Below are 20153 nucleotides of genomic sequence, written 5' to 3'. Positions count from 1 at the left end.
CCGGCGGCCGGACGGTGAGACAGCACGGTCCCTCCGCCCGGCCGGGGCGGGTTACGAGAGGCCGCCGGGCCAGGTGCCGTCGGGGAAGCCGTCGGCGGTGGCTCCGGTGGGCAGGACCACCCGGTCGTTCTCCGCGAGGCCCGAGGTGATCTCGACGTACTGGTCGCTCCGCACGCCCGTCGTCACCACACGCTCGCCGCCGCCCTGCACGGTGACCCGCGAGACGCCGTCCTTGGTCCGTACGGCCTGCGCGGGCAGGTAGAGGGCGGCCTGGGACTGGGCGACGGTGACGGTGACCGTGGCGGTCTGGCCCACCAGAAGGTCGGCGGGGGCCTCGTCGAAGGCGATCGTGACGCCGTACCTCACGAGCTGGCCGGTGGTCGTCGCGGTCGGCGCGATGTGGGTGACCGTGCCGTCGTACTTCTTGCCGTCCCGGGTGGCCAGGGTGATCGTGGCGCGCTGCCCCAGCTTGAGGCTGCCGATGTCCGACTCGGTGAACAGTGCCTCGATCTGGAGTTCGTCGAGGTCGCCGAGGGTGACGAAGGCGCCGGTGCCCGCCTCGTCCCCGACGGCGCCCGCGACGGACATCACGGTTCCGGCGGCGGGGGCGGTGATCCGGACCCCGTTCAGCTCCTCGCGGGCGTCGGTCAGCTCGGCCTGCGCCCGCTTGACCTGGGCCTGTGCCTGGTCGACGCTGAGCGCCCCCTGCCCGCCGCCGATGCCGTCCGTGCCTTTTGCGCCGCCGTTCCGAAGGCGGGAGGCGTCCTGGCCCTGGGCGTTCTGACCGGTGCCGCGCTTGGCGCCCTGCCCGGTGCCCTGGCCGTTTCCGTTGCCGTTTCCTGTGCCTGTGCCGGTGCACGTGGTGGGGCCGGGGGTGGGCTTTCCTGTGGGCCTCGCGGTGGGCTTTCCACCGGGCTTCTCACCGGGCTTGGTGGTGGGCCTCGGGGTGGGCTTCGCGGTGGGGGTCGCCTCCGGGGCCGTGGGGGCCGGGTTCGAGGGGCCGGAGCGGGTCGGGGTGACCTCGGGGATCGCGGTGACCGTGACCGTCGCGGTCACGGTGACGGTGACGGTGAGGGCGGGCGCGGGGTGGCCCGACCCCCCGCCGTGCCGCCTCGCCCTGGTGGTCGGCGTCGATGTCGGTGTCGGTACGGCGGTGGGCCCGGTCTTGACGAGGTATCCGGCGGGTACGACCGCACCCGCCCCGGCCCGGCCCGCTCCGCCACTGGGCAGGGCGGTCGGGGTGACGGCCGGGGCCTCGGTGGGGGTCACGGTGGGGGTCACGGTGGAGGGCACAGTGGGGGAGGGGGTGCCGCCCGGCACCAGTGTCCGGCCGGGCTCGGCCGTACGGCTGCGCCCGGGTGAGGGGTTCGGCGTGGCCGTACCGGTCGGGGACGGGGCTGGGGAGGCCGGTGGACACTGCGCTCCACCGGCCGTGCCGGAACCGGCCTGGCCCTGACCCTGACTTTGGCCCTGGGACTGCCCTTGGGACTGGCCCTGGCCCTGGGACTGCCCTTGGGGCTGGGCCGGGGTGGGGGAGGCGGCTCTATCCTCGGCGGCGTCCAGGGCCTCCTGGGCCGCCGCGAGCTGTGCCTTGGCCGCGCTGTACCGTTCGCGGGCCGGTGCCGAGCCGATGGCGGCGAGCACCTCGCCCCTGCGTACCTTGTCCCCGGCCTTGACGTAGACCTTCCTGACCGTTCCCGAACCGCCGAAGGCCAGTTCCCTGGTCCGTTCGTCCACGGTGTTGCCCGCCGCCGAGACCGCGGCGGTCACGGTTCCGCGCCGGGTGGCGACGAGTTCGACCCGGGGAGCCCGCTCGGCGCCGTCGTCGAGGGCGTAGAACACGCCCGCGCCCACGAGGACGAGGGCGGCCAGGGCGAGTCCTCCTACGCGCGCGGGTTTCGGGAGGTTGGTCGGTCTCATGGCGGACCATCTTGGCGTGCCCGATTCACTACCTGCTCACAAAAACCTGAATATTTCCTGTATGTCCATATCGGTGGAAGGCTTGCAGGAAACACTCAGCAAGAGTTGGGTTTAGCCCAAGACTGATACGCCAGGGTCGAGCGCTGTGAAGCTGTCGACCAGGCGTAGGACGCTGCTCGTGAACGGGACCCTGGCGGTCCTGTTGCTGGGCGGCGTGGGAATCGCCTTCTCCTCTCTCGGGGGATCCACCTCCTCCTCCGCGGACGCCACCTCGGCCGCGGGCGGTGCGGCGCGGGCCGTCACGGTGACCCGGAGTACGGTGACCGCCTCGGTCTCCGCGTCGGGCGCCGTGGAGAGCGCCCAGGCCCGCTCGCTGGGCTTCGGGACGAACGGCACCGTCAAGAAGATCTACGTCGAGGTGGGGGACAAGGTCAGGAAGGGGCAGATCCTGGCCAGGCTGGACGACAGCGCGGCGCGGGAGAGCCTGGACGCCGCCGCCGCGGCACTCGACTCCGCGGACGACGACACCTCGACCGCCGCCCTCTACGCCCAGTACGTCAACGCCAGGAACACCTACCGGGCGGCCGAACGCACGGTGGCGGCGACCGTCATCAAGGCGCCGTTCGCCGGTACGGTCACCGCCGTCAACGGCACGGTCGGCGGCCCCGCGAGCGGCGGCTCCGCGAGTTCCTCGGGTTCCTCCGGCTCCTCGGGCTCCTCGACGGGCTCCTCGGGAGGCTCGTCGAGGACGGCGAGCGGCTCGACCGGATCAAGCTCGACCGGGTTCGTCGAGCTGGCCGACACCCGAAAACTCCAGCTCGTCGGCACCTTCACCGAGTCGGACATCACCAAGCTCAAGATCGGTCAGAGCGCCGCCGTCACGTTCGACGCGCTGCCCGGCGTCACCGCGACCGGCAAGGTCACCCAGATCCAGCCGACCGCCGCGACCAGCAACAACGTCGTCCAGTATCCGGTGACGATCTCCTTCGTCCAGGTGCCCACCGAGATCAGGCTCGGCCAGACGGCCACGGTCAAGGTCGCCGTGGGACAGGCGGAGAACGTGCTGGCCGTCCCCTCGACCGTGGTCACCACGACAGGCGGACGCAGCACCGTGACCGTCCTGCGCAACGGCGCCCAGACCCCCGTACAGGTTGAGGTCGGGGTCAGGGGCGACACGCTCACCGAGATCACCTCCGGACTCGCCGAGGGCGACCAGGTCGTCCGCCCGGCCGCGACCGGGACCAACCAGCAGGGCGGCTTCCCCGGCCTCGGCGGTGGCAACCGCGGTGGCGGTGGGCTCGGGGGCGTCAGATGACCGCCCCCGTCCTGGCGCTCACCGACATCACCAAGGTGTACGGCAGGGGCGACGCCGAGGTCAGGGCCCTGCGCGGGGTCTCGCTCACCGTCGAGCGGGGTGACTACGTGGCCGTCATGGGCGCCTCGGGCTCGGGTAAGTCCACGCTCATGAACATCCTGGGCTGCCTGGACGTCCCCTCCTCCGGCAGCTACCTCATCGACGGCGTGGACGTCGGGAGCCTCGACGAACGCAGGCTCGCCATCCTGCGCAACCGCAAGATCGGGTTCGTCTTCCAGTCGTTCAACCTCATCCCGAGGATGAGCGCGCTGGCCAACGTCGAACTGCCCATGGCCTACGGCGGGGTCACCGCCCAGGAGCGCCGGGCCCGCGCGCTGGCCGCCCTGGAGCAGGTCGGCCTGTCCGACCGGGTACGGCACGAGCCCAACGAACTGTCCGGCGGCCAGCAGCAGCGCGTCGCCGTGGCCAGGGCGCTGGTCACCTCCCCGGCCCTGCTGCTCGCCGACGAGCCGACCGGCAACCTCGACACCAAGGCGACCGGGGACGTGCTGGAGATCCTCGACGGGCTGAGCGAGTCCGGCCGTACGATCGTGCTCATCACCCACGAGGACGACGTCGCCGCACACGCCAAGCGGGTCATCCGCCTGGTGGACGGGCTGATCGTGGACGACCGCCGCCAGGCGCCGGTCGGCGGCCCCCCGCCCCGTTCGGCCGTCAGGCTCCAGTCCACGCCGGGAGGCGCCTCGTGAGCAGGCTGGAGATCCTGCGCTTCGCGCTGCGCGGCCTCGCCGCCAACAAGCTGCGCAGCTTCCTGACCACCCTGGGCATCCTGATCGGGGTCGCCGCGGTGATCCTGCTGGTCGCCTTCGGCGAGGGCGCCTCGCAGAGCATCCAGAAGAGCATCCAGCGGCTCGGGGCCAACACCCTGACCGTCTCCGCCTCCTTCGCCGGGGGCGGGATCGGCGGCCCCGTCGGGGTCGGGTCCTCCCGGCAGGGCAACGGCCCCCGTACCCAGGCCAGGCAGCTCACCCTCGACGACGCCAAGGCGCTGGCCGACCCCGAGCAGGTGCCCTCGGCCAGGAGCGTCTCCCCGGTGGTGAGCACCGGTTCGGCGACCGCCGTACGGGACGGGGCCAGTCACACGATCTCCCAGCTCGTCGGCACCTACCCCAGCTACTTCGAGGCGATGAACAAGCCCGTCGAGACCGGCTCCTACTTCGTCAACGACGACGTGCTCGCGGCGCGGAAGGTCATGGTGATCGGCAAGACGGTCGCCGACGAGCTGTTCGGCACGACCAGCCCGGTCGGCGAGCAGGTCAGCGTCTCCGGGGTGCCGTTCACGGTGATCGGGGTGCTGAAGACGTCGGGTTCCTCCGGCTTCGGCTTCCAGGACGCCGACGACGTGGCCATCGTGCCGCTGCCCGCCGTACAGCAGAGCCTGACGGGCTTCGGCGCGCTCAGCTCGATCGTGGTGCAGGCGACCGGGTCCGACACGACCACCTCGGCGCAGAACGAGGTGACCGCGGTGCTCAACCAGCGCCACGGCATCACCCCGACGGGTAGCGCGGACTACCGCATCCTGAACCAGGCGACCCTGCAGGAGACGGTCAGTTCGACCGTGGGGATCTTCACCAGCCTGCTCGGCGCGGTCGCCGCGATCTCGCTGCTCGTCGGCGGCATCGGCATCACGAACATCATGCTGGTCACCGTGACCGAGCGGACCAGGGAGATCGGCATCAGGAAGGCGATCGGCGCGCCCAGGAGCGCCATCCTCGGCCAGTTCCTGCTTGAGGCGACGGTGCTGAGCCTGCTCGGCGGGCTGACGGGTGTCGCGATCGCCTTCGTCGGCACCCGCTTCACGATCGCCGGCATCGAACCGGTGCTCGTGCCGTCGTCGATCGTGCTGGCCCTGGGTGTCTCCGTGGGCATCGGGCTGTTCTTCGGCGGTTATCCGGCGAACCGGGCGGCCAAGCTCAGGCCCATCGAGGCACTGCGCCACGAGTGAGCCACAGACGACCTGTACGACCTACGCGAGGAGAAGAGATGGGCGACGGCGCGGACGACAGGACCCCGGCGCGGGAGTTGCTTGAGACCTCCCCGTTCAAGGGCGACCTGGACGGTGAGCTCGCGGCCGGGCGTAAGCGCGGGATCTCCAGACTCACGCTGGTGCTCGGCGCGGCCCTCGCGCTCGTCGTCGGGGTGATCGTGGGCATCCAGGCGCAGAAGGCGTTCGGCGGGCCGACCGGCGACCGGACCGCCGCGATGCGGCAGGGCCCCGGTGGTTACGGGGTTCCCGGCGGTTACGGCGGACGCGGTGGGTTCGGCGGCCAAGGCAGCGGCCAAAGCAGTGGCCAGGGGAACGGCCAGGGCGGGTTCGGCAACGGACAGCGGGGCGGTCAGGGGGGTGTGACCGTCGGCACCGTGCAGAAGGTCGAGGGCGGCAAGGTCTACCTTCAGCAGCAGGACGGGACCGTCGTCACCGTGAACACCACCGACCAGACGAACGTGCGGATCTCCAAGCAGGGCAAGGTAGGCGACCTGACCACGGGCGGCACGGTCGTCGTGCAGGGCGCCAAGGGCGCGGACGGCTCCGTGACCGCGACCGCGATCAACGAGGGCGGGGTCCGACGATGACGATCTCCTCTCTCAGGAAACGTTCAGCCGGACCTGAGCTGCGTTCCAGGGGGGTGAGCAAGCCTCGTGATGTGCTGGACAAGGTCGAAGCCAGGTTGCTGATCGTCGACGACGAGCCGAACATCCGCGAGCTGCTCTCCGTCAGCCTGCGCAGATCCGGCTTCGAGGTGGTGACGGCGGCGGACGGCAGGGAGGCCGTGCACTTCGCCGAGCGGATCCGCCCCGACCTGGTCGTGCTGGACGTGATGCTGCCGGACATGGACGGGTTCACGGTCGCCGGGCGGCTGCGGGCGATGGGCGGGCAGATCCCCGTCCTCTTCCTGACCGCCAGGGACGCGACCGACGACAAGGTCACCGGCCTGCGGGTCGCCGACGACTACGTGACCAAGCCGTTCAGTCTTGAGGAGGTCCTGGCCCGCATCCGGGCCGTGCTGCGCCGTACGAGGGGGGATCTGGACCTTCCTGTCCGGTTGAAGGTCGCCGACCTGGAGCTGGACGAGGAGGCGCACCAGGTCTGGCGCGCGGGCAAGGCCGTACGGCTCTCGCCGACGGAGTTCAAGCTGCTGCACTACTTCATGGTCAACACGGGCCGGGTGCTGTCCAAGGCGCAGATCCTCGACCACGTCTGGAACTACGACTTCGGGGGAGACGCCGGGGTTGTCGAGTCCTATGTCTCCTATCTCCGTCGAAAGGTGGATATGGCCGAACCGAGGCTCATACACACCTTGCGGGGGGTTGGGTATGTCCTTCGGCCGCCTCAGAGTGGTTGAATATTCAGCGGACATTCAGCTTCGGCTCAAGTGACGCTGAGCTTCGGGTGTTCCAATGAACAGCGAGTGACCCCCGATCACCCCGCGGTCGCGCGGAAGGGTCGGGCTCGCCTCCAGCTGCGGGGGAGACGAGCTCGGACGTAGCCCTCACGCGGACTTCGGGGTTAAGGCCCCACCGCTCTACCGGGTTCGCCCCCGTGATCCGGTCGAGCGGTGGGGCAAAACCATGTCTAGGGGGCATTTACCGGGGAAAACCGCTCCTATGAGCCGGAGCGACGGGTTGCTCGCGGCGCTGCGCGAGCTGCGGCGCCATCTCGACCGCGACCTGTTCCCCCTGGCGGCCGGAGACGCGCGGGCCGGGCGCGCCGCCCAGAAGGAACTGGCCGGTCAGCTCGACGACTACCTGATCCCCCGGCTCACCGCGCTCGACGCCCCGCTGCTGGCCGTCGTCGGCGGCTCGACCGGGGCGGGCAAGTCCACCCTGGTCAACTCCGTCGTCGGCGCCGACGTCACCGAACCCGGCGTGCTGCGGCCGACCACACTCGCGCCCACCCTGGTGACCAGCCCCGCCGACGAGGCGTGGTTCACCGCCCAGCACGTCCTGCCGGGCCTGCCACGGGTGACCGGAGCCCGAGGGCAGCCGGGCACACTGCGCGTGGTCACCGCGCCCTCCCTGCCCGCGGGCCTGGCCCTGCTCGACGCGCCGGACATCGACTCGGTCGTGGCCGCCAACCGCGAACTCGCCGCCCAGCTGCTCGCCGCGGCCGACCTGTGGCTGTTCACGACCACCGCCGCCCGCTACGCGGACGAGGTGCCGTGGGGCTTCCTGCGCGCGGCCAGGGAACGCAGCACCGCGCTCGCGGTCGTGCTGTCACGGGTGCCCCCCGAGGCCATGGGCGTCGTCAGGAAGGACCTGGCCAGGCTCCTCGAAGAGAACGGCCTCGGCGGGACCCGGCTGTTCGAGGTGCCCGAGCTGACCCTGCCCGAGGAGAACGGCCGCCTGCCGCGCCCCGCCGTACGGGAGGTCGCCGACTGGCTGACCGGCATCGCCGCCGACTCGCGGGCCCGCGCCGAGGTGGTGCGCCAGACCCTGTCCGGGGCGCTGGAGAGCCTCGCCGTACGGGTGCCCGCCCTGGCCGACGCCGTCGACCACCAGCACGCCGCCGCCAGGGAACTGCGCTCGCTGACGGCCGACGCCTACACCTTCGGCCTGGCCGCCTTCGACGAGGGCATGCTCGACGGGTCGCTGCTGCGCGGCGAGGTGCTGGCCCGCTGGCAGGACTTCATCGGCACCGGAGACCTGATGCGCTCCCTGGAGAGCAGGGTCGGCCGGTTCAGGGACCGCCTGGTCGCACTGGTCACCGGCCGTCCCGCTCCGGAGAACGACCTGCGGATCGCGTTGGAGAGCGGGGTCGAGGCACTGATCAGGGCCTCGGCCGACGGCGCGGCGGAACGCGCGCTCGATGCCTGGACCGCGCGTCCCACGGGCCGTGCCCTGCTTGAGGAGGCGGGGGTCGTGACGGCGGGACGCCTCGGCAGGGCCTCGGCCGACCTGCCCGCCAGGGCCGAGACGGCGGTCAGGGGCTGGCAGGGGTACGTGCTCGACCTGGTCCGTGAGGAGGGCGCCGACCGGCGGAGCGTGGCGAGGTTCACCTCCTACGGAGTCAACGGCGCCGGGCTGCTGCTGATGCTCGCGGTGTTCGCCTCGACGGGCGGCCTGACCGGGATCGAGGTCGGCATCGCCGGAGGCACCAGCGTGCTCAGCCAGAAGCTCCTTGAGGCGGTCTTCGGGGACCAGGCCGTGCGCACCCTCACCGTCAAGGCCCGCACCGACCTGCGTGCCAGGGTGGCCATCCTGCTCAACGAGGAGGCCGACCGGTTCACCGGCCTCCTGGACGCGGTCGAACCACCGGGGGAGGCCGGCCCCGCGCTACGGGAGGTGGCGCGGGCCGTACAGGACCGCCGAGGGGAGCTTCCCGCGACCGGGGACGGACTCGGAGACGGATCGCGTTCCGGGGGTGGCCCCGGAGACGGGCCGCCGCGTGAGGTTTCCGGGGGCGGGCCGAGGGAGGTTCCCGGGGGCGGACCTGGGGAGGTGGAGGGGTGGTGAAGCTGCTGCGCCGTAAGGAGTCCGCCTCCCTCGACGACCGGCTCGACGCGCTGGCCAGGGCGGCGGACCTGGCCGACGGGCGACTGGACGAGGACGCGGTCGCCGGGGCGCGTTCCGTGGTCACCCGCGCGGGCGTACGGCGTGGCCTGTCGGTCGGGCACACCGTGGTCGCGCTGGCCGGGGCCACGGGAAGCGGCAAGTCGTCGCTGTTCAACGCGCTGTCCGGTACCGACCTGGCCACGGTCGGGGTGACCAGGCCGACCACCTCGACCGCGCAGGCCGCGCTCTGGGAGGGCGAGGGGGCGGCGCCGCTGCTCGACTGGCTCCGGGTGCCCCGCCGCCACGAGGTGCCGCACGTCGAAAGCGAGGCGGCCGGGCTGATCCTGCTCGACCTGCCCGACCACGACTCGATCGAGCCGTCGCACCGCGTCGAGGTCGATCGGCTGGTCGAGATGGTCGACCTGCTGGTGTGGGTGCTCGACCCGCAGAAGTACGCCGACGCGGCCGTCCACGACCGCTACCTGCGCCCGCTCTCCGGGCACCGGGACGTGACGGTCGTCGTGCTCAACCAGGTCGACCGGCTCAGCCGGGACGCCGCCCGGCGCTGTCTCGACGACCTGCGGCGGCTGCTCGGTGAGGACGGCCTCGGCGGGGTGCCGCTGCTCGGGGTCTCCGCGCGCACCGGGGAGGGCATGCGCGAACTCGGCGCCCTGCTGGCCGCCCGGGTCACCGACCGGCGCTCGTGGGCCGCCCGCCTCGCCGCCGACGTCGGTACGGCCGCCGCCCGCCTCGACACCGCCTCGGGAACCGGCTCCGGCCCCCGGGAGAACGTCGAAGGCCTGGCCGGACCGTTGACCGCCGCGTTGTCCGAGGCGGCCGGGGTACCGGTCGTCGTCAGGGCGGTGGCCACCTCGCACCGGCACCGTTCGATCGTCGCGACCGGCTGGCCGCCGACCCGGTGGCTGCGCCGCCTCCGTCCCGACCCGCTGCGCCGCCTGCGTCTCGCCGTCCAGGCGGAAACCGCCCGGACCGGGACCGCCCAGGCCGGAGGGCTGGTCGGCCGTACGTCGATGCCCGTCGCGTCCACCGTGCAGCGCTCCAGGATGGACACCGCGATCCGCAGGACCGCCGACGCCGCCGCCGAGGGGCTGCCCGAGCCGTGGGCGACGGCCGTACGGCGGGCGGCCAGGGCGCACGGGGACGAGCTTGAGGACGGCCTCGACCGGGCGATCGCCGCCACGTCGCTCGGCTCGGCCCGGCGGCCCGTGTGGTGGCGGGTGGTCGGGGCGGCGCAGTGGCTGGTGTTCGCGGTCACGCTGGCGGGTGGCCTGTGGTTGCTCGGCCTGGCGGCCCTGGACTACCTCAGGCTGCCCCGGCCGGACCTGCCGACGGCGGGGGAGGTGCCCTGGCCGACGGCGCTGCTGGTCGGCGGCGCCCTGCTGGGGCTGCTGATCGCCGGACTCTCACGGCTGGCGGCCTGGGCGGGCGGCCGTCGCAGGGCGCGCAGGGCGGAACGGGCGCTGCGGGCGAACGTGGACCAGGTGGCCAGGGACCTCGTGCTGGATCCGATCGGCGACGAGGTCACCCGCTACCGGGACTTCACCGAGGCCGTCGCCTGCGCCCGTTCCGAGAACAGGAACGAGAAACGCTGAAGCGGGAAATTCCAGGGAGGCGTCCGTCGCGGAAGGTTCCCCCGCGTCAGCACTGGGCGGCGTGGCCGGCGTTGTAACCGTCCACCCAGCCTTTCCTGTCCCAGCTGTCCGATTCCTCGTAGGAGAAGCTCGCGGCCTTGTCGCACATGCGGGCCGAGTCGGCGTACCCCTTCTCGTAGGCCTGCTGGTAGGCCGGTGGCTTGTCACCGGGGGCCGTCACCCGCGCCGATGCGGTGCTGGCGGGGAGGAACGCGACGCCGGAGAGGGCGAGAGCGGCGAGAAGCGCCGGGCTGGGACGATGCCTGCGGTCCATGGAATCCTCCTCTGACCAGGCCCCCGGAACATTCGCCGGAGGACACGATCGACAAGCCCAGAATACGAAGCGATTTATCCGTTAAGTCGGATTTATGGATTTATTTGGAAGGCCTTTTCCGGCCCATATCCGGCAGCGCGGAAGCCCCGAACCCGGTCCTCGGAAAGATTGCCGTTCACGGGGGTTGGGCACGCAGGACGGGTTGACGGCGGCGGCCGGAGGTGATGGAATCCCGCCTCAGCGTCGCAGTGCACCCGGCAAGGAGATCGCCGAGGGCATGGAGGCGCCGAAACATGGGACGACCATGGAAACCCCCACCAACCCGGGCGATCGCCTCGCGGCGTTCGGCAACCAGCTGATCGAGGTGCACGACTGGCTCCGCGAGGAGCTGACCAGGCTCGGCGACGACGTCGACACCTACCTCGAAGGCCGCATGGAGCGGCCACGGCGGCTGCGGGCGCACTGCCTGGCCTTCTGCTCCGCGCTGACCCTGCACCACACCGGCGAGGACGCCGGAGCCTTCCCCGCCCTCGCCGGGCGCTTCCCCGAACTGCGCCCCGTCATCGAGCGGCTCGAACACGACCACCAGCTCGTCGCCGGCATCCTGCGCGACCTGGAGAACCTGGTCGAGGGACTCGGCGACCGGCCTCCCGGCCCCGAGGAGGCACGGCGGGTGCGCGACACCCTCGACGGCCTGACCGCCATCCTTGAGTCGCACTTCACCTACGAGGAGAGGAAGATCGTCGCGGCCCTCGACGCGCTCGGTTCCCCCGGCGACCCCGACTTCAGGCCGCCCGCCTGGCTCGAATCCCTCGGGAACGACTAGTCAGGAAGACCGTTTCCTGCAAGACGCCTGCCGTACGGCCCGGCGACGATGGGGGCCATGAGCATTGATCTCGCCACGGCGACGTCCTTCATGGCCACCCACGCGCGTGTCCTCGACCGCCGTCGTTTCGAACTGTTGACGGGCCGGGCCGACCCCGGTGCCGTGCTGGCCGCGCTCGACGGCTACCGCAACGCCGACGGCGGTTACGGCTGGGGCCTTGAGGCCGACCTGCGCTCGCCGGAGAGCCAGCCGGGCGCCGCGTTGCACGCCTTCGAGGTGTTCGGGGACGTCGCCCCGGTCACCACCGGGCGGGCCGTCGAGCTGTGCGACTGGCTTGGGACGGTCACGCTGCCCGACGGCGGGCTGCCCTTCGCCCTGCCGTTGACCGTCCGGGAGGGAACCGCCCCCTGGTGGGCGGCAGGGGCCGCGACCCCGGGCTCGTCGTTGCAGATCACCGCCGTGACGGCGGCCGCCGCGCACCGCGTCGCCGTACACGACCGGGGGGTGGCCGGGCACCCGTGGCTGGCCCGTGCCACCCGCCACTGCCTGGACGTGATCGGGGCGATCGAGGAACGGCCCACCGCCTACGTGCTGCTCTTCGCCGTACTGTTCCTCGACGCCGTGCACGACACCCACCCCGAGGCGGCCGGGCTCCTGCGGCGGCTGGGGGAGCACGTCCCCGCGGACGGTGTGGTGGCCGTCGAGGGCGGCACAGAGAACGAGGTGCTGCGCCCGCTGGACTTCGCGCCCCTGCCGGGCCGTCCCGCACGTGCCCTCTTCACGCCGGAGGTGATCGCCGCCGACCTGGAGCGCCTGGCCGGGGAGCAGTGGGACGACGGCGGATGGACCGTCGAGTACGCCAGGATCTCCCCGGCCGGTGTGCTCGACTGGCGTGGACACGCCACCGTCCACGCCGTCGAACTTCTGCGCCGCAACGGAACCCTGGCCCTCAGCGAACCGGCCTGAGCCGCCACAGTGAGGTGACCTCGGCGGCGCGGGCCGCGTGCAGCGGGTCCTTCGGATCGGTCGCCCCCGGGTGCCGGGGCCGTACCTCCAGCCTGTCCGCCACCCGCAGCCCCGCCGACCCGAAGGCGGCCAGTAGCTCGGCACGGGTCCGCAGGGCCAGGTGTTCGGCCAGGTCGGACAGGATCAGCCAGCCCTCACCCTCCGGTTCGAGACGCTCGGCGAGCCCGTTCAGGAAACCCCGGAGCACACGACCGCCCGGATCGTAGACCGCGTGGTCGAGCGGGGAGCACGGCTCGGCGGGCAGCCACGGCGGGTTGCAGACGACGAGCGGAGCGCGCCCCGGGGGGAAGAGGTCGGCGCGCACGACGTCGATCCGGCCGGTCAGTCCCAGCCGTTCGACGTTGTCGCGGGCGCACGCCACGGCACGCGGGTCCTGGTCGGTCGCCACCAGCCGTTCGACACCCCGGCGGGCGAGGATCGCGGCGAGCACGCCGGTCCCGGTGCCGACGTCGAACGCCAGTGACCGCGACGGGAGCGGCGCGCGGGCGACCAGGTCGGCGTACTCCCCTCTGACCGGGGAGAAGACGCCGTAGTGCGGGTGGATCCGCCCGCCGAGCGCGGGCACCTCGACCCCCCTGCCGCGCCACTCGCAGGCGCCGACGACGCCGAGCAACTCGGGCAGCGAGACCACCGAGGGTCCTCGCGCGGGGCCGTACACCTGAGTGCAGGCCCGCCGTACGTCCGGGGCACGCCGCAGGGGTACGGCGTGCTCGTGGTCGAGCGGCACCAGCAGCCTGCCCAGGACGACGGCACGCCGGGAACGGGCCTGACGGTGCAGGTGGAAGGCCCGCGCCGGGGATATCGGGGAGACAGCCGCCTCGGACGGCGCCCGTTCCACGCGTCGCGCCATGGCGCGCATGAGCTGTCGGGCGTTGTGGAAGTCGCCGCGCCACAGCAGTCCTACGCCCTGGCGGGCCAGCCGGTACGCGGCGTCGGCGGTGAGCCGGTCGTCGGCGACCAGCACGCGGGCGGGCGGTGGCGAGCCGTTCTCGGAACGCCAGAGAGCGGACCGGGGCTCGCCGCCCTCGGTCCAGTGAATCGTGAGCACTCGGGGCTCCTCATGATCGAACCAGTGATGGTCATGAAGAGCGCCTCGTCGCGGTGTGGACGGTCTCCCGCCTGGTGACGGCGGGTTCTCGGCTCAGCGGGTGACGGCCTCCCGCGAGGAAGCGCGCGACGGGACGTCACCGAGCACCATGCCGGGCGGTGGGAAGGACACGATCGACCTCCTCGTGGGGACGGGAACAACAAGGTATGACAGACCGGCCTGTGGGCACTCCGCCGGGGAGCATGGGGCCGGAGCCAGGCGGTTCCGGCCCGCACCTCCACCCGCGAGCAGGTCACCCCCAGCGCTTGGCGGCGTCCTCCTCGGTGAGGCCGGCCAGGGCGACGAGGAGCCGGTGAAGCTGGTCGTCGCCCTGTGACCTCGCCTTCTTCGCCGCGAGATAGGCCTTGGGTTCGAACTCGTGGTTCGCCTGGGCGGTCTTCAGCACCTCGACGAGGATGTCCCGGACGTTGCGCTCACCCTTGATGGTGTAGCGGGTCAGCAGGTGCTCCACGTGGTCGGCGTAGCTGAGGAGCACCCGGGGGGCGGCGCCCGCCGAGACCACGACGGTGTCGCTGGGGCCGGCGATGTGGCACCTGGCGTGCTCGTAGAAGACCCTGGTGTGCGCCGCGCCGAGGTGGTCGAGCGCGCCCAGGACGCTCTGGACCGAGCTGCCCCTGCCGGTCAGCGTGTCCTCGGCGGTGAACAGGACGACGCTCAGCTCGCCGGGCGTGCCGAGAACGGCCCCGGCCTTGATCACGTCCGTGAAGAACTCCGTGACGCGCTCGGCGATCCGCTCCGGGGGCGTGCTCGAATCGGCGTGGGACAGGTAGGAGATGCCCGCCGTACGGCTCCACATGGCCAGCGCGGTGCAGGTGTGGATGCGCGTGGTCCACGCCCGCTCGGGGCCGACGTAGTAGTAGAGCTGCCTGGCCGGGAAGTCGGACTTGTCCTCGGCGTCCTGCTCGATCGAGATGCCCAGGTCGGACAGGTCGGCGGGGGCGCTCTCCGTCAGGTCCACGAGGTCGGTCCGGCGGGCCGGGGTGCCGATGACGAGTCCGAGGGCGGCCACCCTGTTCACCTCGTCGGGGGTGCCGTAGAACCGGACGCGGGTGCGCTCGGGGTAGGCGTCCCGTAACGCGGGGCTCAGCGGGATGAGCCTTCCGGCCTCGTCGTCGACGGCGTTCCCGGCGATGGTCATGCCGACCAGGCCCTGGGTGATGGAGCCGACGGTCCTGGGGCCGGCGAGGGTGTAGGTCACCAGACTCCCCACGGGGTGGTTCCTGAGGTCGGCCGGGATGTCGTAGGTCGCCTCGGTCTTGAGGTCGCGCAGAACCCCTGGGGTCATGAAGATGCAGCCGCTCGGCATGTAACGCTCCAAAGTGGGGGTGACCCGTTGCCGGGAATCCGAATGGTCCAGACGGGAAGGATGGGGTCGGCCCCGGACCCCAGGGAAATCCACGCTGGCGAAAGCGGACCGAAGAGGCGAATACGGACCCGCTAATTATGGATGACCGGGACTCTCGCAGCGTAACACCGGCAAGCCTCGCAGAACAGTGAGCGCTTTTCCTCCTCTGATGGCCTGTCTTGCCAGGGTCGTGGCGTGGTTTTCCGGGGGCCTCGGTCGGGTGCTCCAGATGCAGGCGATGGGCCTTTTCTGATAATTCGCCCCGTATCCGGGGGATTGTCCAGCCTGGCGACATATACCGTCACGCGAGGACCGTGCATGGTCACGGCGGCGCGATGGTGCCGCCACGGCCCGTCCGTCATATTGGAGGCGGGGGGTCGAGCCGCCGTGAAACCTGATGAGGAACGTCACTCACTCGACGACTACGTCGGCATGGCCGTCATCGGCGTGGTCGCCCTGGTCCTCCTGGCCGGGTACGGCTGGATCGTCTCCGGCAACACGCATCAGGCGATGGAGAATCTCCACATGGCCCAACGCCAGGTGCGGGAAGCGGCGGCCGAGTTTTTCCGGGGTTTCACCGCCTTACCGGCGACGGCCCAGGAAAGCGCCTTCCAGGACGTCATGAAGGAACACGCCGCCGAGATCACGGCGTTCGACGTTCGTGCCGGCCGCACCGAGGTCTCGGTCCGCATCCACAAGTACCACGACACGCAGGTGGACCATGGCGGCCACCTGCGGTACTGCTTCGCCTACACCCTGACGCCCCCGGACGTGGGCAGGTCGACGTACCGGGAAATGGAATGCGCGCCCGGATGGAGCGTCTGGGACCTGGCGTTCTGACGCCCCTCTTTCCGGCCGCCCGGAATGGTCGCGCCGGCGTTTCTCCTTGCTTCCGCCGTCCGTTCGCCGCGGTCTGTCCGGACGGATAATCCCTGAAAAGCACAACGCTGAGTGAGAGATTATCCGCCCGCCGGATTCCGATTTCCCGGCCCCGGTCACCCGGAGAGTCCCGGCGCCGGTACGGCGTGCTCGGCCGCCCGGCTGACCTCCTCCCAGCTCTCCCACGTCTCCATCCGCCGCCGGCAGACGTCGAAGGCCAGGTCGTAGACCATGCTCCCGAGCAGCAACCGCAGCGGCGGTTCCGCGCTGTCGACCAGCTTCAGCACCGCCTCCGCGGCCAACTGCGGCTCGCTGTCGATCGAACCCTCCGCCCACTGCTTCTCCAGCTCGGCGCGGAGCGGGCCGTACGGCTCCGCGGGGGTGGTCATGGCCGGGTTGGTGTACAGGTCGGTCCAGTAACCGCCGGGTTCGACGATGGTGACCTTGACGCCGAAGCCCGCGACCTCCATGGCCAGCGCCTCACTCATGCCTTCGAGCGCGAACTTGCTCGCGCTGTACATCCCGGTGCTCGGGAAGCCGCCGAGGGCGGCGATGCTGGAGACCTGCAGGATGTGCCCGGCCCCCCGCTCCCGGAGATGGGGCAGTACGGCCTGGCAGACCCACATCGCCCCGAAGAGGTTGACCTCCAACTGGGCGCGGGCCTCGGCCTCGGTGAACTCCTCGACCATGCCCATGGACAGGGTTCCGGCGTTGTTGACGACGATGTCGAGGTGGCCGAAGTGCTCGACGGCGCCGGCCACGGCGGCGAACACGGCCTCCCGGTCGGTCACGTCCAGGGACAACGTCAGCAGGCGGTCGCCGTACCGGTCGCCGAAGTCGTGCGGGGTGACGGTGCGGGAGACGGCGGCGACCCGGTCGCCGCGTTCCAGGGCGGCCAGGGCGAAGGCGCGGCCCAGGCCCCGGCTCGCGCCGGTGATGAACCAGGTACGTGGGAAGGTGCGCATACGGGAACTCCTCTTTAATTGAACCGAGACGGTTCGTCTTGCTTGATGTCGGCAACCATAGGGGGATCGTGTGGGTACGTCAAGACGGTCCGTCTCGTCTTGTGTTTTGCTAGGTTGGGCGCGTGACCACGCGACGTCAGAGCACGCCCAACTCCTCCCGGCGCAGCGACGCCTCCCGCCGGGCCATCCTCACCGCGGCCTTCGACCTGGTCGGCGAGGTCGGATACGCCAAGCTGAGCATCGAGGGCATCGCCGCGCGGGCCGGGGTCGGCAAGCAGACGATCTACCGCTGGTGGCCGTCGAAGGGGGCGGTGCTCTTCGACGCCTTCCTCGCGCTCAGCGAGGGGGAGGAAGGCGAGGCCGCGCTGCCCGACACCGGTGACCTGGAGGCCGACCTCAAGACGGTCATGCGCGCCACGGTCGTGGAGCTGAGCGATCCGCGCTACGACGAGCCGATGCGCGCGCTCACCACCGAGATCGCGCACGATCCCGGCCTGGCCGCCGTCTACCGCGAACGACTCGACGAGCCGATGAGGGAGATCAAGAAGCGAAGGCTCGCGATCGCCCAGCGGGCCGGGCAGCTGGCCGGGGACCTCGACCTCGACCTGGCCGTGGACGTGCTCTGGGGCCCCCTGCTCAACCGCTGGCTCCAGCGCACGGGCCCACTGACCCCCGAATACGCCGACAACCTCGTGAAAACCGCCCTGAACGGCCTACGCCCCCGGGGCTGACCCACGAAGTCTGGTGGGACCTCGATATCGATGGAAGAGTCTCACTTTTTGTGTTTGGGTAAACGCGAGGCGTCATAAAGAACCGTGTGTGAGAGGGGAGGCGACGTGAGCCGACGGGAGCTCAGGGGGCGCCGGACGAACGAGCCGGACGCAGCCGAGGTCTACGAGGCGGCGCGTCTCGCCTACGAGCTGGGCAAGGTCGTCCGCGCGATGCGTGAGGAGCGGGGCTGGAGTCAGGACGACCTGGCCCGCGCGGCCAGGATGACCCGGACGGCGGTGGCCCGCTTCGAGGCGGGCGTGAGCATCCCCACGCTGCCGATCCTGGACCGGCTGGCCCGCGCGCTGGACGCCGAGCTTGAGATTCGCCTGGCCCCTCGGGCACCCGCCGCCTGAGGGGCCAGTGAAAGCCGGTTCAGCCGAGGGCGTCGGCCTTGAGGACGCCGACGAGGTTGGTCCATGCGGCCGGGGTGAGGATGAGAGCGGGGCCGGTGCGGTTCTTGGTGTCGCGGAGGGCGTGGTGCCCACCGGGCAGGGCGGCGACCTCCACGCAGTTGCTCCCGTCGTCACCGGACAGGCTGGACTTGTGCCAACGGGCGGTGGAGAGGTGCCTGGTCAGGTCGTCCATCTGCGCATCGTCTCCTTGATCAGGTTGAGGGACTCGCGCCGGGGGAGGGCGTCGGCGCGGATCGCCTCGTAGCGGAACGCCAGGTTCTTCATGTCGGTCGCCCGGTCGGTGACACGGTCGTCCAGGCTCTGCGAGTCGATGTAGGCCACTGGACAGGTCTCCCTCGGCAGGTCCGCCAGGGTGAAGCTTCCCAGCAAGCCAAGCACGTTCCGCGCGGTGTAGGGAAGGATCTGTAGGGATACGCGCAGTTGCTCCCCGGCCTCAAGCAGTCGCTCGCACTGCCCCCGCATCACCTCGGGGTCGGCGATGGGGCGGTACAGCACGCCCTCGTCCAACACGATCCACAGCATCGGCGGCATCCGTCGCTTCAGGATCTCCTGCCGCTCCATCCTGGCCGTCACCTTGTCCTCGACCTGCTCGGTGGTGGCGCCGGGCTTGCGGCTCAGGATGGCCCGCGCGTAGTCCTCGGTCTGCAGCAGGCCGGGCACGATCAGGGCCTCCCATATGCGCAGGGTCTCGGCCTCGCGCTCGAACTCCAGCCAGGGCCGGAACCAGCGGGGGAGCTGGGCCTCGGCCCGGTTCAGCCGGTCGAGCAGGCCGGCGAGGGTCGTGCCGATGTTGAGGGCCTTGTCCACCCTCCTGGCCAGGGCCAGGGTCGGTGCGCGGTGGCCGTTCTCGATCATGCTGAGCTGGCTGACCGACAGATGGATGACGTTGCCGAGTTCTCGCTGGCTGAACCCCGCGGCGAGGCGGAATTTGCGAAGTTCTGTCCCGAATCTAATTCGCGGGGAAATGTGGGGATCGATGGGGTCTGTCGGTTCTGCTGCCGACTCCTGTTCCTGCTCCTGTTCCGGGGGGACGACCATCTGCAGCTCCTCTCGGCTTCGCGGATCGGTACCAGGCCATTGTGTAGGTGGATTTAGGAGGTTCGGCAGGCGTTCGCGGAACTGTGAAGGCAATGCGCACGGCTTTATGACCCCCTCGGCTCATGGCTTTGCGACCGTATGAGTGCCGCCCTGGAGCAGGACGGCGCCTTGGTCAACGAACCGAGTGAAACGGAAATCCAGCCCAATTCGGCTGGGGAAGGCGTCCCATGAGACCGGAGAAAAACAGCGAAACCAGCTTTCCCGATCACCCAGAGTCCGCTTCACGGGCGCGCGACGAAGTCCGTGAATGGCTGGGGACGGACCATCCCGCCTACGAGAACGTCCGGCTCGCCGTGTCGGAACTGGTCACCGACGCCGTGCTGTACGCGGGCGGCGAGCCGGGGGACGGCTCGCTGACGCTGCGACTGCTCGCGCTGGGTGACCTGCTGCGGATCGAGGTCGTGGACCAGGGCTGTCCCATGGCGTCGCCGGAGAGCTCCCTCCTGTCGGAGAGGGGACGCGGCCTGGTCCTCGTCGGACTGCTCTCCGGCGGGACCTGGGGCTGCCGCTCCCTTGAGCGGGGCCGTACGGTCTGGTGCGAGATCCCCGCGATCCCACGGGACCCTTTCCCCGGGCTTGAGGACTTTTTCGACCCGCCGAAATCCCTCGGCCTTCCCGAGGTGGGCGGGCCCGCCTTTCCCTCCTGGCCCGAGTGCGGCGGTCGCCGTATCTCCTGGAGTGCGACGGCATTCCCGGCCGGAACGGAATTCCGGCTTGGCGGTTCCCCCGTTCTCCGATCGCCTCCACGCGCGCCGCCTTCGCCGTACCCGTCGTCCGGTGTTCGCCTTCCGAAACCGGACGGCGAACCGCCGGTGGAAAGGAAACGGGCGTGTGCCGAGGGCCGGAGAGCCGGGACGCGGTGAATGGGTGTGAATGGAGAATGGGTTCGATCGCCCGTACGGTCCCGGTCGGCCGAGAGGGTGTTTCGGTCGGAATGATAATGACGTTTTGTGCAAGCCTCGCGTTAATTCACGAATGACGAAATATCCTGAAAAAAGGGGGTTGTAG

At 71.0% G+C, this 20153-nt stretch carries 20 protein-coding genes; 13 read left to right on the top strand and 7 right to left on the bottom strand.

The genetic code is table 11. The features are described from left to right. Positions 1-51 precede the first annotated feature (51 nt). A complete protein-coding gene (locus tag ACFOYY_RS36540) occupies positions 52-1920 on the bottom strand; it encodes an efflux RND transporter periplasmic adaptor subunit (protein ID WP_386195830.1) in 1869 nt (622 codons plus the stop codon). 178 nt (positions 1921-2098) lie between these two features. Between ACFOYY_RS36540 and ACFOYY_RS36535 the strand changes: the two genes are divergently transcribed. The 7 genes from ACFOYY_RS36535 (at position 2099) to ACFOYY_RS36505 (ending at position 10401) form a co-directional block, all read left to right on the top strand. Then, positions 2099-3235 (top strand): efflux RND transporter periplasmic adaptor subunit, encoded by a 1137-nt coding sequence (locus ACFOYY_RS36535; RefSeq protein ID WP_386195828.1) that lies wholly within the window; start codon positions 2099-2101, stop codon positions 3233-3235. Continuing rightward, positions 3232-3984 (top strand): ABC transporter ATP-binding protein, encoded by a 753-nt coding sequence (locus ACFOYY_RS36530; protein WP_352014285.1) that lies wholly within the window; start codon positions 3232-3234, stop codon positions 3982-3984. Before ACFOYY_RS36535 ends, ACFOYY_RS36530 begins: the two co-directional genes overlap by 4 nt. Continuing rightward, complete coding sequence (locus ACFOYY_RS36525) at positions 3981-5240, top strand: ABC transporter permease (protein ID WP_386195826.1); 1260 nt, start codon at positions 3981-3983, stop codon at positions 5238-5240. Before ACFOYY_RS36530 ends, ACFOYY_RS36525 begins: the two co-directional genes overlap by 4 nt. Before the next feature lie 38 nt (positions 5241-5278). Continuing rightward, positions 5279-5869: a hypothetical protein gene (locus ACFOYY_RS36520; RefSeq protein WP_386195824.1), complete on the top strand. Its 591-nt coding sequence runs from the start codon at positions 5279-5281 to the stop codon at positions 5867-5869. Positions 5870-5922: 53 nt separating this feature from the next. Further along, positions 5923-6639 carry a response regulator transcription factor gene (locus tag ACFOYY_RS36515; protein ID WP_352014282.1) on the top strand — a complete coding sequence of 239 codons (717 nt, stop codon included), beginning with the start codon at positions 5923-5925 and terminating at the stop codon, positions 6637-6639. Between the two features lie 262 nt (positions 6640-6901). Further along, positions 6902-8749: an ABC transporter gene (locus ACFOYY_RS36510; protein ID WP_386195822.1), complete on the top strand. Its 1848-nt coding sequence runs from the start codon at positions 6902-6904 to the stop codon at positions 8747-8749. After that, on the top strand, positions 8743-10401 hold the full coding sequence (locus ACFOYY_RS36505) for a GTPase (RefSeq protein ID WP_386195820.1): 1659 nt from the start codon (positions 8743-8745) through the stop codon (positions 10399-10401). The genes ACFOYY_RS36510 and ACFOYY_RS36505 overlap by 7 nt, the downstream gene beginning before the upstream one ends. A gap of 46 nt (positions 10402-10447) precedes the next feature. Here ACFOYY_RS36505 and ACFOYY_RS36500 read toward each other — a convergent pair whose 3' ends face one another. After that, positions 10448-10714, bottom strand: a complete 267-nt coding sequence (locus ACFOYY_RS36500) for a hypothetical protein (RefSeq protein ID WP_352014279.1) — start codon at positions 10712-10714, stop codon at positions 10448-10450. 304 nt (positions 10715-11018) lie between these two features. Between ACFOYY_RS36500 and ACFOYY_RS36495 the strand changes: the two genes are divergently transcribed. After that, positions 11019-11540 carry a hemerythrin domain-containing protein gene (locus tag ACFOYY_RS36495; protein ID WP_386195816.1) on the top strand — a complete coding sequence of 174 codons (522 nt, stop codon included), beginning with the start codon at positions 11019-11021 and terminating at the stop codon, positions 11538-11540. A 57-nt stretch (positions 11541-11597) separates the two neighbouring features. After that, a complete protein-coding gene (locus ACFOYY_RS36490; protein WP_386195814.1) occupies positions 11598-12506 on the top strand; it encodes a hypothetical protein in 909 nt (302 codons plus the stop codon). Here ACFOYY_RS36490 and ACFOYY_RS36485 read toward each other — a convergent pair. Continuing rightward, positions 12490-13614 carry a methyltransferase gene (locus ACFOYY_RS36485; protein WP_386195812.1) on the bottom strand — a complete coding sequence of 375 codons (1125 nt, stop codon included), beginning with the start codon at positions 13612-13614 and terminating at the stop codon, positions 12490-12492. The two genes, ACFOYY_RS36490 and ACFOYY_RS36485, sit on opposite strands and share 17 nt — an antisense overlap. Positions 13615-13906: 292 nt before the next feature. Then, on the bottom strand, positions 13907-14980 hold the full coding sequence (locus ACFOYY_RS36480) for a hypothetical protein (RefSeq protein ID WP_352014275.1): 1074 nt from the start codon (positions 14978-14980) through the stop codon (positions 13907-13909). 357 nt (positions 14981-15337) lie between these two features. Between ACFOYY_RS36480 and ACFOYY_RS36475 the strand changes: the two genes are divergently transcribed. Continuing rightward, complete coding sequence (locus tag ACFOYY_RS36475) at positions 15338-15859, top strand: hypothetical protein (RefSeq protein ID WP_386195810.1); 522 nt, start codon at positions 15338-15340, stop codon at positions 15857-15859. A 155-nt stretch (positions 15860-16014) separates the two neighbouring features. On the opposite strand, the gene ACFOYY_RS36470 is transcribed toward ACFOYY_RS36475, so the two are convergent. Then, positions 16015-16863 carry an SDR family oxidoreductase gene (locus ACFOYY_RS36470; RefSeq protein WP_386195808.1) on the bottom strand — a complete coding sequence of 283 codons (849 nt, stop codon included), beginning with the start codon at positions 16861-16863 and terminating at the stop codon, positions 16015-16017. 122 nt (positions 16864-16985) lie between these two features. Here ACFOYY_RS36470 and ACFOYY_RS36465 point away from each other — a divergent pair, with 122 nt between their 5' ends. Continuing rightward, entirely contained in the window at positions 16986-17594 is a 609-nt protein-coding gene (locus ACFOYY_RS36465; protein WP_386195806.1) for a TetR/AcrR family transcriptional regulator, read from the top strand. 105 nt (positions 17595-17699) lie between these two features. Then, the gene (locus ACFOYY_RS36460; RefSeq protein WP_386195805.1) at positions 17700-17987 is read left to right on the top strand and encodes a helix-turn-helix transcriptional regulator; all 288 of its coding nucleotides are present in this window, start codon (positions 17700-17702) and stop codon (positions 17985-17987) included. A gap of 19 nt (positions 17988-18006) precedes the next feature. On the opposite strand, the gene ACFOYY_RS36455 is transcribed toward ACFOYY_RS36460, so the two are convergent. Continuing rightward, a complete protein-coding gene (locus ACFOYY_RS36455) occupies positions 18007-18219 on the bottom strand; it encodes a DUF397 domain-containing protein (protein ID WP_352014270.1) in 213 nt (70 codons plus the stop codon). Then, positions 18207-19085 carry a helix-turn-helix domain-containing protein gene (locus tag ACFOYY_RS36450; RefSeq protein ID WP_352014269.1) on the bottom strand — a complete coding sequence of 293 codons (879 nt, stop codon included), beginning with the start codon at positions 19083-19085 and terminating at the stop codon, positions 18207-18209. The genes ACFOYY_RS36455 and ACFOYY_RS36450 overlap by 13 nt, the downstream gene beginning before the upstream one ends. 227 nt (positions 19086-19312) lie before the next feature. Between ACFOYY_RS36450 and ACFOYY_RS36445 the strand changes: the two genes are divergently transcribed. Next, on the top strand, positions 19313-20008 hold the full coding sequence (locus ACFOYY_RS36445; RefSeq protein ID WP_386195802.1) for an ATP-binding protein: 696 nt from the start codon (positions 19313-19315) through the stop codon (positions 20006-20008). Positions 20009-20153 lie beyond the last annotated feature (145 nt).

The organism is Streptosporangium jomthongense (assembly GCF_042650425.1).
GTDB lineage: Bacteria > Actinomycetota > Actinomycetes > Streptosporangiales > Streptosporangiaceae > Streptosporangium.
This window is presented reverse-complemented; position numbering and strand designations above follow the sequence as displayed.

Coding starts and splice junctions, on each gene's coding strand:
- ACFOYY_RS36540 (WP_386195830.1), bottom strand. CDS start 1,920: ATGAGACCGACCAACCTCCCGAAACCCGCGCGCGTAGGAGGACTCGCC.
- ACFOYY_RS36530 (WP_352014285.1), top strand. CDS start 3,232: ATGACCGCCCCCGTCCTGGCGCTCACCGACATCACCAAGGTGTACGGC.
- ACFOYY_RS36520 (WP_386195824.1), top strand. CDS start 5,279: ATGGGCGACGGCGCGGACGACAGGACCCCGGCGCGGGAGTTGCTTGAG.
- ACFOYY_RS36510 (WP_386195822.1), top strand. CDS start 6,902: ATGAGCCGGAGCGACGGGTTGCTCGCGGCGCTGCGCGAGCTGCGGCGC.
- ACFOYY_RS36500 (WP_352014279.1), bottom strand. CDS start 10,714: ATGGACCGCAGGCATCGTCCCAGCCCGGCGCTTCTCGCCGCTCTCGCC.
- ACFOYY_RS36495 (WP_386195816.1), top strand. CDS start 11,019: ATGGAAACCCCCACCAACCCGGGCGATCGCCTCGCGGCGTTCGGCAAC.
- ACFOYY_RS36490 (WP_386195814.1), top strand. CDS start 11,598: ATGAGCATTGATCTCGCCACGGCGACGTCCTTCATGGCCACCCACGCG.
- ACFOYY_RS36480 (WP_352014275.1), bottom strand. CDS start 14,980: ATGCCGAGCGGCTGCATCTTCATGACCCCAGGGGTTCTGCGCGACCTC.
- ACFOYY_RS36475 (WP_386195810.1), top strand. CDS start 15,338: ATGGTCACGGCGGCGCGATGGTGCCGCCACGGCCCGTCCGTCATATTG.
- ACFOYY_RS36470 (WP_386195808.1), bottom strand. CDS start 16,863: ATGCGCACCTTCCCACGTACCTGGTTCATCACCGGCGCGAGCCGGGGC.
- ACFOYY_RS36455 (WP_352014270.1), bottom strand. CDS start 18,219: ATGGACGACCTGACCAGGCACCTCTCCACCGCCCGTTGGCACAAGTCC.
- ACFOYY_RS36450 (WP_352014269.1), bottom strand. CDS start 19,085: ATGGTCGTCCCCCCGGAACAGGAGCAGGAACAGGAGTCGGCAGCAGAA.
- ACFOYY_RS36445 (WP_386195802.1), top strand. CDS start 19,313: ATGAGACCGGAGAAAAACAGCGAAACCAGCTTTCCCGATCACCCAGAG.